Raw genomic sequence first — 16,092 nt, 5'->3', positions numbered from 1 at the left:
TTATGAGTAAAAGTTGTAGCCTTGATTCGTCAATCGTTTATCTAAGTGCAATCTTAAGCCTCATCACCTATTACAGCCCTTTAACGAACGCAGCAAGTTATCAATCCTCAACAACCTCCGCTATCGAACTGGGTACCGCAGGTGCCGGGGCTGCTGCAGATACCAGTAATCTCGCAAATATCGCCGTTAATCCAGCCATTACAGCTGCATTTGAACATCCCAGTATCGCGATTGCCGCTATTTTTGTTACATCAGAGAAAGACATCGAAGGTGAGAGCTATTCAAATGGTGAGCCCGCAGCGTTAGATCAACAAGGCATTAGTGACAATTACGTTGTACCATCAGCCTATTTCGCTTTTCCAATCAATGATAAATGGTCGTTTGGTTTTGCTACATTTTCCAATTACAACGTGCGTAATAACTATGATACGCGATACCCAGCAGGAACCATCACAGGACAACGTTCTTTATTCACCTATGAGATAAACCCTAATATCGCAGTCAAGCTGACAAACAAGCTGTATCTCGGTGCTGGTGTTAGCGCTATCCATGGTAATTATAAGCTAGCAACAAATTACGGTGCACAAAATCCAGCTAATCCGAGCCAAATATATCAAGACTTCCAAGGCACAGGACTAGACTTTAGATATAATATTGGCGTGTTATACAAAATAAATAAACGCCATCAATTTGGGTTATCTTATCGCTCAGCAACAGATATTGAAACCGAAGGTGATTTCACGACACTGGCAGATAATAATGACCTCTTATTTCAAGATTCCACCACACTCTCGATGGCCATACCAAGTGAAACAACCCTATCAGGCTTCCACCAACTTGACCCTCGATTAGCAATACAGTATTCACTCGCTTGGTATGGCTGGGAAAACCTAGATACCATATCGGTCGCACATCCTGACTGCCCCGCTAACCAAGACTTTAACTTATCCCAAGGACAATGTTTAACTGAATCAGTAAATGCAACTGATAGCTGGAAAATTGCATTTGCAGTCAGCTACAAATTAAACGATGTCATCTTACTACGCAGTGGTGCGTCAACTGAAAAATCCACTGAAAGCGCAACCTTCGCCATCCCCTTCGATGAAAGAAGTAGTTTCAGTGTAGGGCTAACCTATTTCGCAAGTCGCTCATTAAGTTTTGATATGGGTTTGACGTATGCGAGATATGCAACGACCCGCATTGAGAATACGGTTGCTCTAGACTCGTTTAGCATCAGCGCTGAAGGTGATAGCACTATGCTTGGCTTACAGCTTAATTATCAATTAATTAACTGATTAGACTACTCATAACCGGGCTTATAAATAAGCAGACCCAATCAGTTAGAGTTTAAACCCTAACTGATTGGGTCTTAAAATACAGTTAATACTATTATCACTAAAACACATTAGATTGTATTAGTACTTAAAAACAACTTAAAACTAAGTCGCTAGCCAATAGTAAATACTAACTTCAAACACTCATTCAAATTTGAATGGCGTTACTAATTACAAATCTCTTGTCCTCACATAAACATGTCATTAAATCCCTATAATAGCCCTGTAATAAATCTAACTCAGGTAGCAGCGTGTACTACGCGTTCGAGTAACACAGTAATTAACATGGATGTATTTACTTCTACATTATTTATATAAGACAGGGATTAGTCATGAAAAAAACCTATTCGTTCAAACAAAAAGTATTCAAAAAAAATGTCATGTCGACAGCAATAATTAAAGCAATGGTAACAGCAACAGTTATGGCCAGTGCGCAAGTATCCGCTGCCGGATTCCAAGTTAATGTGCAATCTGCATCGGCACTCGGTAATGCGAACGCAGGCTTTGCAGCTAACACTGATAATGCTGCAGTAATAGCAACTAATCCAGCTGCCGCAGCATCGTTTGACAAGTTTGCCTTTTCGTTTGGTGGTGCTTATGTAGAACCAACTGTAGAGACAACGGGTGATAATGCCCCACTTGCAGGAAGTTATACCGCTTTAAATCAACTAATCCAAGATGACTTCGCTGTGCCAACTAAGTCTGATTACAATGTTGAAAATTCAGTAAACACCTCAACGATCCCATCTGTTTATGCCGTCATCCCAGTCAGCAGTAAGCTCGCAATTGGTTTAGCTGGTTACACTAACTACGGTACCAACACTGAATTTCCTGATAATTATGCAGCAGGCTTACTTGGCGGTTCAACAAAACTAACAACCTTCAATTTAAACCCAAGTTTAGCATTTAAAGTCGGTTCTAAATTACGCCTTGGTGTCGGGGCTCAAATTGTATATGGTAGCGCAGAACTAGAACGAAATTTAGGGGATGCAGCGGCAGGAACTGCACTTACGACTGTTTTAACCGCAGCGAGTACATCTCCAGATCCGTACACAGCTGCTGATAGCTATGTTTCTAACCCTCAGATAGCCGGTTCATTAGCTGGTATGGCTCGTGGTGAAACAGCTTTTACATTGGAAGGTGATGACATTGGATTTGGCTGGAATGCTGGTGTTTTACTTGATCTCAATGCTAACCATAAAATTGGCGTAAGCTACCGCTCAGAAGTAGAACTTACCTTTGAAGGGGATTATTCAAAAAGATCAGATGACGGCTTAACAATGAATACTGGCACTGGTTCATTAGATTTATCATTACCCGCTATAGCTGAACTCGGTGGTTTCCATCGTTTTGGGGATGTTGCACTGCAATACGGTGTGGTCTGGACAGAATGGAGCAGCTTTGAAGGCCTAAAAGGTATTGCGAGTGAAGACCATTCTGTTTTATTCGAAAAAGGCTACAACTATGAGGACAACATTCGTTATTCAGCAGGCTTATCATACTACTTAGGCAGTAAAGTTATCTTACGCGCAGGTTACGCGTTAGATGAAAGTGCTGGTGATACTACGATCAGTATTCCAGATTCAGAACGCCAGTGGTATACAGCAGGTCTAACATTTAATATAAGTAAAACACTTTCTATTGATCTAGCCGCTGCCTATATTGTTGGTGAAGAAACGTCATTTGAAGAAACAGATAGCAATACCGGTTTAACATATGCGTTTACCAATAAAGCCGAAGCGATTGTTGGATCTGCACAAATGAATCTAGTTTTCTAAGACTGCTTTGAGCTTATAAGATAACGAACTATCCATAAAAATAATAACGAATTAGCTCTTACCTGTAGAGTAAGTGCTAATTCGAAAATATCCACTTACAACGGAATGTTAAGCTCACCAATAGACCAACATCCGCGATCAAAACAAAAGTGCTGGGCACAATGAAAGTCGAGTTTATGCGGGGGCTTACCTAACATATTCCAATTAGCTGCACTGGCATAAATAGCGCGAATAATACCTTTATGACTAACACAGCCAATTCGCCGCTCTACATTCGCAACATCCAAGGTATCAATCCAATCACTAACCCGCTCAGCAACTAAACGAGGAGACTCACCAGTAACAGGCCGTAAATCTAACCCCAAAGACTCTTGTTCAGCAACATATATTGGATCTTTCTGCCTTAATTGGGTCAATGTTTTCCCCTCCCAATCCCCCCAACTCATTTCAATCAACGCCGCTTCAGTATGAACATCAACGCCAAGTAATTCAGCCGTTTGTTGAGCTCTTAATAATGGGCTACTAAACCAAGTGATAGACTGTAATAGATCAGGTAACTGGTAAGCAGCTATTTGTAATCTTCCGATTTCATTTAGTGGAATATCAGTACGACCTTGCAAACGTTTTTCAACATTCCATTGCGTTTGACCATGGCGGATAAAATAAACGTGGATCATGACGGTGTATTATCCTTTAGGTCTGTACTCTCGATAGCTTCATAGATAGCTTCCTCAATCACCAACTTAAGCTGTAACGCGCTGGCGTCGATAGAATGATGTAAGGCAACATACTGAATTGCAGCTTGTTTCATTGCATTTAATTGCGCAGGATCAGTCAACAAATTATCAACCGCTAATGACAAGGCACTCGCGTCATATGCGTCGACAAGAATGCCTGTGACATTATTACTTACAATTGAGCTAACGCCACCTTGATCGCCAGCAACAACGGCTACGCCCGCTTGCTGAGCTTCTAGAAAGATCATGCCAAGGGCTTCATTTATCGCTGGCCAAACTAATAATTCGAAATGTGGTAATAATTGTCTTATTTGACTATTTTCAACAGCGCCAGCAAACTTCACTTGCTTATGTTGTGTGAAAAGAGCCTGCACTTCAGGTTGCATTACACCTTCACCAATAATTAATAATTGATAAGGCTGCTGTAACAAATCAACGACGGTACTAAGTTGTTGATAGGAAGAGAATTTATCTCCACTGCGCATCATCGCGATAGTGATAAGCCAAGGTAAGTTGATGTCCAAACCGTACAAATCAGCCAAATCTTGCCTTGTGACACAACCTGGCACGACTTTGTTCATCGCTGTAGTTTTATGAGGAATACAGCTGTGACTAATACTGCTGTGACGAACAGGTAGATCGTCAATAAAAGCATTTAGAGATACTAGGGGAGAGTTCGATTTTACCAAGCTGCCGGTATAACTAGCGGCATAAGTCTTGGGAAAGAAATCATCATAGAAATCAGTCAGCGCAATTTTATCCCTTGGATTAATACACACAACCTTACTCGCGAGCTTCAACCCCGTAGCGACTTGCTGATGATACAACGCCCAACCGCCAACAGCTCGTTTCTCGGCCCATGACGCCTCTGCCACTATGTATGGAATATTGAGGCTTTGACAAATAATGGGGCCAATGAGATCTGGCGCTTTATAATATAAGTGGTAGGTAAACCAAGCTTGCGGCGTAAAGCTTTGCTGGTGCCAGCGTCGCATGATCCTGCCTGCTTCTTTCTTAGCAAGGTCAATGAGTCGCTGTTGACGCAGGACATCGCCAGCTTTATCAAAAGAACGTAACTGACTCGCCAGTTCAACATGATAACCAGCTTGCTCTAGTGCGCGGATAAATAATCGGGCGATTTTACGATCACCCGATGGGTTTGGGTGTGAGGGTGACTTAAGCGGCGCATAAAATGCGACGCCTATTTTTACTCTTCTATTAAGACCTGCTCTAGCAGCCGTATTAGCCACGATTATCAAACAGCTTTTCTAACTGGTCGATGCCAATTTTGACATCAAAACGTCGGTGCAGCTGCTTTTGCCCTTCTACACCTAAACGTTCACGCTTATCACCATCACGGAGTAAATCGGCTAATGCTTCCGTTAGCTGTGCCACATGATTAGACTCGACTAATACGCCATTTTCACCACTGTCAATCAGCTCTGGGATACCAGAAATATCCGTTGCCAAGCAACATACTGACTGGCTTTGTGCTTCCATCAATACATTCGGCATACCGTCTCTATCGCCATCAGCAACAATCTTACTTGCTAGTACAAACAAATCACTTTCACGATATGCTTCAAGCACGGCTAATTGTGGTTGTGCGCCTTGCCATTCAATGTGCTGCTCAATACCAAGCTCTTTAGCCTGCTGGCGTAACGCTTTCAAAATACCGCCGCCGCCAATATGGGTTAACTGCCAGTGTAGATCTTTTGGCAATTTCGCCAGCGCATTCAATAAGTCATCATAGCCTTTCTTCGGTACCGCACGACCAACACTGATAATTTTTACCGGGTTATCCGCAGAGCTACCATTCACATCAGCACGAGAAACGCGATCTACATGTTGAAAGCGTGTGAAGTCTAAACCGTGATAAACCAAATGTACCTTGCTTGGGTCTTTAGCGAGAGATTGTAAGTAATCATGATTGGCGGCTGTACAAGTCGATAGCCATTCTAATTCTTCAAGCTTTTCTGATAAATCCCATTGCTCAGTTGTCCAAATATCTTTAGCGTGCGCAGAACAAGACCAAGGTAAGTCATTTACCAATGCCGCATAACGAGTTACTGACGCTGGCGTATGCAGAAAGTGTGCATACATTTGTTCAACTCCCTCAGGCATTTCTGCGGCTAATACTAAGCTTTGACCAAAGCGACGAACGCGGCCACGGCTAGTATCACGTTTTAAATCACGGAAAAATTGCTTAAATACTTTAACCAGTGAGAATTGAGTCCCCAACTTCCAAAATGCTTTTAAAACCCGTAATGGTTCATCATGCAAATACTCAGGTAAATACAGTACGTCCGCTTCTATTTGTTGATGGATCGGGTGAGTACTGGTATCAGTCGGATGACGTAACGAAACTAAGGTAATATCGAAACCGCGTAGTTCTAGCGCACGAATTTCTTGCGCAATAAAGGTTTCAGACAGGCGTGGATAGCCTTTAAGTACTAATGCAATTTTCTTCACTACAGACTACCTTAAACTTTTATAATTAAAACATTAACAAGAGATACACTGCAATGTAGGGGAATAACACATAGTGTATTGGTTTAGCGCTTATTTAGCACTTATCTAGCCATAGACTAAGCAAACTAATACTTCGCAGTTGCACCTTTTTCAATAGCCCACTCAATAAGTAATTTAGCGCTTTGTGGTGCGCCTTGATTATCGATATTAACCGTTTCAGCAGTGCTGTTAATTGCATTGTTAATCGCCGCTTTTAATGTGTCGACACTCAACTCATCATTCTTGACGAACTGCAGCACTTTCGCTTCAGCCAGTACTTCACTTCGCGCTAACTGCTCAGTCTCGCCCTCCCCTTCAAACGGGATCACGACAGCGGGAACGCCTGTTAATAATAAATCCATTACAGTGTTATAACCGGCTCTGGAAATTGACACGTAAGCATTACTGAGCTCACTTAAAAAGTCATCAGCAAGATCGACCACTTGTAAATTTGACTGCTGCTGCGCTTGGAAATACGCTTTATCAGCGCAGTCCATATTTGGCCCAGTGATCAGTAACCACTTTTTATCCGCTGCAAATCCACTGTTATACAGCGCCATCACCGCAACTAAAATATCTTTGCCAATACTACCGCCGCCCACGGATACCACTATCGTATCCCTTGTTTTAGGTGAATTAGGTTGATTAACCAATGTCGGGCACACATAGCCAGAATAACTGATTTTATCAGCAATCATATCAGCAACAGGGAAACTTCTTGCTAATGGATAAAAATGCTCATCACCATGTACTAATACATGCTGGTAATAGGTTTTAACTAGATTAACGTATTCTTGTTCTCTGACCGTTGAACGTCGCTGTAAAATATCGCGGATAGATGAAACAAGCACTGGCGGCTTATCTTGCGATTTAGCCCAATCTAGCAGGGGTAACAATTCAAAGCGCATTTGTCTGCGCCCAAATGGATATGTTTCAGTGACAATTAAATCTGGTTGGAGCGTTTCACAAAGCGCTAATAAAGCCTGTGTACGCTGTTTTTTATCATCATCACTGACTGGTGTGCCATCTGCTTTAGCTAAGCCACTAAAACCGGAATCAGCACTCTTTACAGCCATTAACTGGTGCATTGTCGCATTACCAAAAGACATACTCGGCACTGGCATGCCACCAAAAATAACATCAACCTGAGCGCCTTGCTCACAAAGCGCTTGCACAATAAGAGATGACCTACGAACGTGACCAATACCTAATAAATATTGCACATAATACATAATACGCGGTGCTGACATATCTGGTCCTTACGAAAAATAAATTTAAACAATACGACTACATTACTTTGCGACTAGCTCACCAAATCGATCAGCGACAAAGTCTAAACCGTTTAGTAATTTATCGAGTTTATGTTTACTCGGCTTATCCTGCTGTAATAATTTTAAAATGCCGTCAACCATGACTTCTGTTGCGCGTTCTGAATCTAAATCAAGCATAGATAATAACCCTATCGACGCTGCATTACGTGCGCGAATAAGCTGTTCTTCACGTGGTTGTGTACGCGGCAGTATCATTGCGGGTTTATCAAACGATAAGATCTCACAAAACGTATTGTACCCGCCCATTGCGATCACAGCTTCAGCCTCAAACATTAAATGCTCAAGGTGATTACTAAATGTCAGCGCATCAACATGAGGAAGTACTTCAGCTCTGCGCAAAAACTCATTACGTTCAGTGGCTGGCATGAAAGGACCAAGCACAAACAAAGCAGGCATCAAGGATGGATCACTTTCATAAGCACGGAGCACCCAGTCAATCATCTCGATACCATCACCGCCGCCACCAGGGGTAACCAAAATATAAGGGCGCTCGGGGAAATTGATAGAATCGGTATCTATTTTTTGCGGCAACTGTCGAGGTAAATAACCACCAAACAAGGTCTTATCTGTCACCATTTGTTTGATGTCCAGCCCTTTTAATGGGTTCGACACTTCAGATGGACCATAAACCCACAGTTCATCATAAAGATTCTCGAGTAACGGCATAACATTTTTCTTCTGCCACTCTTTCTTCAATAACGCAGGCGAATCCATCACATCACGTAGACCGAGGATGCACTGCGTATCTGTGTCTTTAAAATATTCTAAGGTACTAATAACTTCATCTTTTAAGCCACCCGGTTCTTTATCAACAAGAAAAATGTCCGGCTTGAATACTTTTGAGGTATTAAGAATAATTGATTCACGTAATGCCAATGTATCAGCAAGATCGATAAGTAAGCCGAGTGAAGTGTATTCGCCATTATGCAGTTTGATCACACCGGGTATACGAATAAAATCAACACGGGCTTTGAAATCAAAACGGCCAATAATCGGCGAACCCGTAATAATAAGCACCGACAAGCCCTTGTATCGGTCAACAAGCTCATGCGCGATAGTTCTGCAGCGACGTAAATGCCCAAGACCGAAAGAGTCATGGCTATAGATAAGCAGACGGCTATTATTTAATTTACTGCGCACTTGAACTCTCTTTAACTAAATACAACTAAGACAAATCAGGTTATCAAAAAAAAACAGTCCAAGATAGCGTACTGCTCACTTAACAACCCATTAATAACATTAAATATATACTACGAATTAGTTATAATCCGAATCTATTCTATCGTTCTTTTTAATATCTGCAGACACACTTAATGCCGCTGCAGCACCTACTTTTTCAATCATTTCCGCACTATTCTCAATACTCGCCTGAATATTATCTTTATTTAACTCTTCATGTTGCGTTAATACATGGACTGATCGATGCGCGAACTCAATGCCATTTGCTTTTAGTGATTCTTGCACTAATCTAAATGCTTCACGGCGAATAACCCATTGCTCACCAGGAACACAAGTAAACTTCATGCGGAAAATAAGCGCAGACTCTTCAACCCTCGTTACCCCTTGTGACTTTAGCGGTAATAAGAAATGCTGCCCATATTCAGGATGTAATAACATTTTCTGACCGACTTTTTTTATTAACTTACGAACCTTTTCAACATCGGTTCTGTAATCTAATCTAAACTCTAGTTTCTTGGTGATCCAATCTCGAGATAAGTTACTCACGGTCGCCATTTCACTAAAGGGGATTGTTTGTATCGCACCAAGGTGATGGCGTAAGGTAATTGAACGAATCGAAATACGCTCAACCGTACCACGTAATCCAGCAGCCTCAATGTACTCACCACGGCGAAATGCATCATCAAGTAAAAAGAAAATACCTGAAATAACATCCTGTACCAGTTTCTGAGCACCGAAGCCGACCGCAATACCGACAATACCGGCACCAGCAAGTAATGGTGCAATTTCCACCCCTAGAATGCTTAAAATCATCAATACTACGCACGAAAACAAGAAGACTAATAAAAACGAGCGCACGAGTGGCAGTAGTGTTTCCGAACGCGATGCACCGCCACCGCCACCTTCACCTTCTAGTGTCGATGTGCCACTATCATCAATTTCAACCGGTAAATGGCGTTCTATCGCAGATTGAATCACTTCCCAAATAGCATAAGCGACAATAATAACGATGATGATATCCACAAACATTTGGATGAAGCTACCAAAGCTATTCGCTAATTTTTCCCATGCGTTATGATCAAAACTAGCATCAACGTGATAAAAAATAACAGCGGCAAAAATCACGCGGAGAGCGATGATCACACGATTAATAAACTTATCACAACGTTGTTCAAACGAATGACTCTGCAACCAGGATATGCGCTTAAGCTGACCAAGCGCCACAAAAATAAAACGGTCTAAGATTGGATAGGTAAAGGTTAACCACCAAATAGGCGTAAAGTTATCTGCTTGTTCGTAATAACCCAAAAATTCATACGTAGCCCAAAATACCCAAGCAATGAATAGCCAAATAGTAAATACGCTAGTCCATGTTTGGCGTAGGAATCGTGTAAAGGCTGAACTAGTTTGCTTACCGCTTGCAAACATTGCTTCAATCGTTCTGCGATTAAACCAAATGAAAGCAATAGATAGTATATTCATGATCATACCAGTAGAAGGAATAACCAGAGCAAATAGAATTGGATCTAATGAGAACACCACTAAGATACGCCAGAACGTAGTAATAGTAAGATAAACAGCCATAAAGCCAAGGCTTGACCAATACAAGCGACTTGCCGATTCACAATCTATTTTAAATAGTCGATTACCGCGAGCATAGGGTGCAAAGATCAGCCTTAATATCACTGTAAGCGATCTTATTTTTACAACTAAACCTAAAGCATGCAGGCTGAGTAGTCGGAATGGGTCTGTTTCTGCGTAGTTATAAATAGCAATCAGCGCGGCTGTTAAAGCAAAAATTGCGATACCAACATATTGGAAAAAACCACGCATTAATAAATAATCAAGGTTCTCCTTGAAACTACTGTCTTTTTCTTTAGCAACACCTTCAGAAAAAGAATCCATTTTAAGACTGGCGATACGCTCTACAATAAAACCACAAACCAGCATCAATACAAAAATAGTAAATAAAGATGAGAAACGAGCAGCACCTTGGCCGTCGGTCAGATTATTAATCAATTTTTCTTGATGATCGGGCCACAAAGCCAAGCTAGCCAATAACTTATTCTTACGGTCTTTTGCATCCATTAAGAAAATAAAACGCGCCATATCATCATTTTTATAGTGATATTCTTTATCTTTACCCCATTGTTTTCCAGAACCTAAAACACGCCAGGTTCGCTCTTCATCGGTTATTCTATTTTCATGACCACCACGCTTACGACCTGGAGGTTGAGCTGTTGATTGTTGCTCATCACCTGCGCCCTGCGCGACAGTATTGCTTACTGGTAAGTTATTTTCAGCAGCATAGTCTGGTGATAAATAAACGGCATCATTCGCATGCACTAATGGAATATTACTTAGCATCAACAGCATGCCAATAAATAGTGTGGCAACCATACGGCTGGAGACACTTAAACGAATAATCTTGTGCATAGCAATACCAATTATTTTTTATAAGAATAGGATAAGAATAACTATAGTATCAAAAGTTTATGAACGAATGATATAACGAAAAACAGCTATTATTAATTTTTAATGACGATCTTGGTGAATACAATCAACAGAAACGAATAGATTGGATTACATATCTCAACTGTAAATCGAGATGACGGCTAAGCAGTTGTACAATTTATACTTAAAAAAAAACCGCACACTTTACAGTGTGCGGTTTCATAATCAGTGTTGTTTATAGCAACGAATCAACAGAGTTGATTAGAAGTATACACGAGCACCGATTGTAACTTTTTCATCAGAGTCAGATGAAGCAGAACCATCTACATCAAAATCACTTGAATCGAATTCTACGTATGCTTTAACGTCTTTAACAAGTTCATAATCAGCACCTAGAACGATGATAGAACCGTCGCCTTTAAGTACTGAATCATCAAATTTACCATCTAGTACATCATACATAGCGTATACGCCAGCTTGACCTAATTGGTAATGAGCACCTAGACCATATGCAGAGAAATCTTCGCTACCAACTTCACTTGATTGGTATTGAACACCTAACGTTAATGCGTCAAGTGAGTATTGAGCACCTACGATATAAGTAGAGTTATCTACAACAACTGCATTAACTGTACGGTCATTAGCAATATTGTAAGAACCACCAACTGTTAAGCCAGCAACTTCATAAGTACCACCGATAGCATAAGTATCTTGGTCCATTAATGAAACAACTACAGATGCGCCGCCGAATGATTTAGCATATTTAAGTTGGTCTTCTGAATCAGAACCAAATAAAGCATTATCTTCGTTATAAACACCGTTCTCGTAAGAGAAATCGTTCATTACTAAGTCATCATTCAGACCCATTTGTTTACCTAGAGTAGCAGTACCGTATACGTCATGCTCTAAACCAACAATCGCTTTTTGCATATATAGCGTATCGCCAGTGCTACCGCTATATTTAACTTCTAAATGACCGAAAGCTTTAAGACCATCTTCAATATCTTTAACTGCTTTAATATCGAAACGTGAACCAGCATCTTGGAATTTAACGTCATCAGAACTGTTAACAACAACGTTACCACGGAAAGAACCACCTAGAGAGATAGTTGTGTCATCGTTGCTATAAACTTCAGCAGCGTTTGCAGCGCCAGCTAATAAGATTGCAGAAGCAAGAATAGTCTTTTTCATTTTTGAAATCCTTTATGATTTATAAGTTAACTCATTCATTACTTGAATATCTCGCTGAGATTATTCCACCTGGTAATGATTGGTTAGTCCAAGAGTTAATGTATTCTAACAAGTAATGGTTAATCCAAGGTTTCATCTGAAGTAATTCAAATGAATAAAGGTTTAACAACTACGCTTAAAACTTGGTATAGATTATAGTCATAATAATTTCATGAAAACTATAAGGAAAATCAAGAAGAGATCAAAAATAAGATCACGGGCACATAAAAAGGTATGACAAGAACAAAATGCTTGACAATGAGGAGTTTAAACTCTTGTTGAAAGGTTTTATTGCAAACTAAATGTTTAAAAAAGCAGCATTTATGACTATTTTCTTACAGCGACACTAGTTTAGATTTACTCTGTTGATCACATATATTTGTTTTTCTAATGAGTAAGAACCGCAAAACAACTAAAAGTTCCAACAAATTTAAACTGAATTCATTTAAATGTAATTTAAGCTATGTATTTAGGGTTATAGCCTAGTACTAAGATTAGAATAGTATTAATTTTTAACAAGGTTTGTTATTAATGTATATAAGTTGCGTAATACTGACAATATTTAGACTTTGCTCACGAAACTTAAAATAAGGCGCTAATCTCTCATTACTACATATCATTATTCTCAGGCAAAAAAATACCCCAGCAAGCTGAGGTATCTTATAAACTTATATCGTCAGGACGACACAGCGTAAACGCGGATCAAATAAACGAGCTACTTTTCAGTGGCAGGCTTTTTCTTCGCTACTTTTTTAACTGCTTTCTTAGCTACTTTCTTCTTCTCTTCTTCAACCCATTTGCCATTGATGTAATGCGCTGTCCAACCCGTAGCTTTCTTCTCCACTTCGGTCATCACATATTGTTCCTTGGTTTTACGGCTAAAACGGACAATCGCTTTGTTACCAGCAGGATCTTGCGCTGGCGCATCAGCTAAGTAATAGAACTTCTCTGAAATGCGGTCTCTGAAGCGCACTAACTCTTCAATCAAGGGAGCACGGGTCTCACGAGATTTAGGGAAGGTATTCGCCGCTAAGAAGATACCAGCAGCACCGTCGCGTAGCACAAAGTAAGCATCCGATTTTTCACATTCCAATTCAGGAAGGAAAACAGGATCTTCTTTTGGCGGCGCAACTTCACCACTTTTCAGGATCTTACGCGTATTCTTACATTCTTCGTTAGTACAGCCCATATATTTGCCGAAACGGCCATTTTTAAGCTGCATATCATTCATACAACGGTCACATTCAACGACAGGGCCATCATAGCCTTTTAGCTTAAATTCACCTTTCTCGACTTCGTAGCCAGTACATTCAGGGTTATTACCACAAACGTGCAGTTTACGTGTTTCGTCAATCAGGTAGCTATCCATTGCAGTGCTACATTTAGGGCAGCGACGTTTTGCCATAAGCGCTTCAGTTTCAGCATTCTCATTAAGCAGATCAATCGCTTCTTCACCTGATACCAAGTTAATCGTTTTCTTACAACGTTCTTTTGGTGGCAAGTTATAACCAACACAACCTAGGAATACACCCGTTGTAGCGGTACGGATACCCATCTCACGTTGGCATGTCGGACATTCAATATCCGTGATAACCATTTCGTTAGAGCGCATACCGCCTTCAGCTACTTCAGCACCCGCTGTGATTAGTTGTTTTTTGAAGTCACCAAAGAATTCATTCAGTACATCAATCCAATTAAGCTTGCCTTCAGCAACCCCATCAAGTTGAGACTCCATGCTCGCGGTGAAATCGAAGTTCATTAGCTCTTCAAAGCTTTCGGTTAGACGTTCAGTAACGATCTCACCCATTTTCTCAGCGAAGAAACGACGGTTTTCAGATTTCACATAACCACGATCTTGAATTGTCGTGATAATCGACGCATACGTAGACGGACGACCAATACCACGTTTTTCTAATTCTTTAACCAACGACGCTTCATTAAAACGCGCAGGCGGCTTAGTGAAATGCTGTAATGGATCTACCGCAATCAACTCAAGTTTTTCACCCGCTTCAAGTACCGGAAGATTATTTTCATCTTCAGACTTTTTGCTCATTGGTGGCAGTGCTTTAGTCCAACCAGGGAAACGCATAGTACGTCCCTTCGCGGTAAGCTGATACTCGCCAGCAGCAATCGTCAATTTAGTTGAATCGTATTGCGCAGGTACCATTTGACAAGCAACAAACTGACGCCAAATTAATTCATATAATTTTTTCGCATCATCATCCATACCTTGTAAATCACCTGACATCACGTTGACATCAGAAGGTCGGATCGCTTCATGGGCTTCTTGCGCGCCTTTCTTAGAACCGTATAAATTCGGCTCTTCAGGTAAATACTCTTTACCGTATTTTGTTTCAATGAGACCGCGGGCACTTTCTACAGCATCTTTACTCAAGTTTGTTGAGTCGGTACGCATATAGGTAATGTAACCACCTTCATATAAACGCTGCGCTAAGCCCATCGTACGTTTAACGCCATAGCTATGGCGCGTACTTGCAGCCTGCTGTAGCGTTGACGTAATAAAGGGTGCTTTTGGTTTACTGCTCGTTGCTCTGTCATCACGTTTTAATAACGAATAACTGGCATTTTGTAAGTCAGTAACCGCTTTCGTCGCTTGCGCTTCATTAACAGGTTTAAAAGCTTCACCAGCATATTTAACCGCTTCGACACGTAATGCTTCACCAAGTGAAGTGACTAAGTCGGTATTTATGTCCCAAAACTCTTCTGGGATGAATGCTTTAATATCACGTTCTTTGTCTACGATTAAACGCACAGCTACCGACTGAACACGTCCAGCTGATAAACCGCGGGCGATCTTTTGCCAAAGTAACGGTGATACCATATAGCCAACAACACGATCTAAGAAACGACGCGCTTGTTGTGCGTTAACACAATCAATGTTCAGTTCTGATGGTTGTTCAAATGCTTCTTGGATCGCAGTCTTCGTAATTTCGTTAAACGTAACACGTTGAAAACGAGAATCATCACCACCAATAATTTCCCGCAGGTGCCATGCAATAGCTTCCCCCTCGCGGTCTAAATCGGTTGCGAGATAAACAATGTCTGCTTTTTCAGCTAATTGTTGTAACTCTGCGACGACTTTCTCTTTACCAGGCAAGATCTGATATGTTGCTGCCCAGTCATTTTCAGGATCGATGCCCATACGAGAATATAACGCTTTTTTGTCACGTTTTTGTTTAAATGCAGCTTTTGCTTCAGGCGTCATGCCTTTAGTTTGCTGAGCAAGAGTCGGGGCACCCGCTCTTTTTTTGGCTGCGCCACCACTGGTCGGTAAATCACGCACGTGACCAACACTTGATTTAACAATGTAGTCTTTGCCAAGGTATTTATTGATGGTCTTCGCTTTTGCTGGCGATTCCACAATTACTAGAGATCTTCCCATACAGACGGATTCTTTTAATTTATGAATAATATGAAATTGATGAATGCTATTGATATCAAATCACTTAATAATAACCAAAAAGTGATATTGAATAACTGCGTTCTATTTATATATATACATTGAATACACTTATAG

The 16,092-nt window shown here is 40.8% G+C and carries 10 protein-coding genes; 2 read left to right on the top strand and 8 right to left on the bottom strand.

The genetic code is table 11. The annotated features are described in order from the left end of the window. Positions 1–2: 2 nt before the first annotated feature. Both JFU56_RS10195 and JFU56_RS10190 read left to right on the top strand, forming a co-directional pair. Positions 3–1,295, top strand: coding sequence for an OmpP1/FadL family transporter (locus JFU56_RS10195; protein WP_198437183.1), 1,293 nt, complete (start codon positions 3–5; stop codon positions 1,293–1,295). A gap of 371 nt (positions 1,296–1,666) precedes the next feature. Beyond that, a complete protein-coding gene (locus JFU56_RS10190; protein ID WP_198437182.1) occupies positions 1,667–3,112 on the top strand; it encodes an OmpP1/FadL family transporter in 1,446 nt (481 codons plus the stop codon). 95 nt (positions 3,113–3,207) lie between these two features. Here the strand turns inward: JFU56_RS10190 and JFU56_RS10185 are convergent, their stop codons facing one another. The 8 genes from JFU56_RS10185 to topA all read right to left on the bottom strand — a co-directional run bounded on the left by JFU56_RS10185 (position 3,208) and on the right by topA (position 15,957). Further along, entirely contained in the window at positions 3,208–3,789 is a 582-nt protein-coding gene (locus tag JFU56_RS10185) for a histidine phosphatase family protein (RefSeq protein WP_198437181.1), read from the bottom strand. Beyond that, a complete protein-coding gene (locus JFU56_RS10180; protein ID WP_242065940.1) occupies positions 3,786–5,099 on the bottom strand; it encodes a glycosyltransferase family 4 protein in 1,314 nt (437 codons plus the stop codon). The genes JFU56_RS10185 and JFU56_RS10180 overlap by 4 nt, the downstream gene beginning before the upstream one ends. After that, positions 5,092–6,321 carry a glycosyltransferase family 4 protein gene (locus JFU56_RS10175; protein WP_198437180.1) on the bottom strand — a complete coding sequence of 410 codons (1,230 nt, stop codon included), beginning with the start codon at positions 6,319–6,321 and terminating at the stop codon, positions 5,092–5,094. The genes JFU56_RS10180 and JFU56_RS10175 overlap by 8 nt, the downstream gene beginning before the upstream one ends. Positions 6,322–6,446: 125 nt before the next feature. Continuing rightward, entirely contained in the window at positions 6,447–7,610 is a 1,164-nt protein-coding gene (locus JFU56_RS10170; protein WP_198437179.1) for a glycosyltransferase family protein, read from the bottom strand. Between the two features lie 42 nt (positions 7,611–7,652). Then, positions 7,653–8,831, bottom strand: a complete 1,179-nt coding sequence (locus tag JFU56_RS10165; protein WP_198437178.1) for a glycosyltransferase family protein — start codon at positions 8,829–8,831, stop codon at positions 7,653–7,655. 117 nt (positions 8,832–8,948) lie between these two features. Continuing rightward, the gene (locus JFU56_RS10160) at positions 8,949–11,306 is read right to left on the bottom strand and encodes a mechanosensitive ion channel family protein (RefSeq protein WP_198437177.1); all 2,358 of its coding nucleotides are present in this window, start codon (positions 11,304–11,306) and stop codon (positions 8,949–8,951) included. Positions 11,307–11,585: 279 nt separating this feature from the next. Further along, positions 11,586–12,515: a porin gene (locus JFU56_RS10155; RefSeq protein WP_198437176.1), complete on the bottom strand. Its 930-nt coding sequence runs from the start codon at positions 12,513–12,515 to the stop codon at positions 11,586–11,588. A 754-nt stretch (positions 12,516–13,269) separates the two neighbouring features. Next, a complete protein-coding gene (gene topA, locus JFU56_RS10150) occupies positions 13,270–15,957 on the bottom strand; it encodes a type I DNA topoisomerase (protein WP_198437175.1) in 2,688 nt (895 codons plus the stop codon). Positions 15,958–16,092: the final 135 nt, after the last annotated feature.

This window comes from Moritella sp. F3 (genome assembly GCF_015082335.1).
Classification (GTDB): domain Bacteria; phylum Pseudomonadota; class Gammaproteobacteria; order Enterobacterales; family Moritellaceae; genus Moritella.
Note: the sequence above shows the minus strand (reverse complement) of the source record. Positions and strands in the feature narration are given on the sequence as shown.

What these genes read in the sequence shown, in the direction of transcription:
- JFU56_RS10195 (WP_198437183.1), top strand. Translation starts at nt 3, where the DNA reads ATGAGTAAAAGTTGTAGCCTTGATTCGTCAATCGTTTATCTAAGTGCA.
- JFU56_RS10190 (WP_198437182.1), top strand. Translation starts at nt 1,667, where the DNA reads ATGAAAAAAACCTATTCGTTCAAACAAAAAGTATTCAAAAAAAATGTC.
- JFU56_RS10185 (WP_198437181.1), bottom strand. Translation starts at nt 3,789, where the DNA reads ATGATCCACGTTTATTTTATCCGCCATGGTCAAACGCAATGGAATGTT.
- JFU56_RS10170 (WP_198437179.1), bottom strand. Translation starts at nt 7,610, where the DNA reads ATGTCAGCACCGCGTATTATGTATTATGTGCAATATTTATTAGGTATT.
- JFU56_RS10160 (WP_198437177.1), bottom strand. Translation starts at nt 11,306, where the DNA reads ATGCACAAGATTATTCGTTTAAGTGTCTCCAGCCGTATGGTTGCCACA.
- JFU56_RS10155 (WP_198437176.1), bottom strand. Translation starts at nt 12,515, where the DNA reads ATGAAAAAGACTATTCTTGCTTCTGCAATCTTATTAGCTGGCGCTGCA.
- topA (WP_198437175.1), bottom strand. Translation starts at nt 15,957, where the DNA reads ATGGGAAGATCTCTAGTAATTGTGGAATCGCCAGCAAAAGCGAAGACC.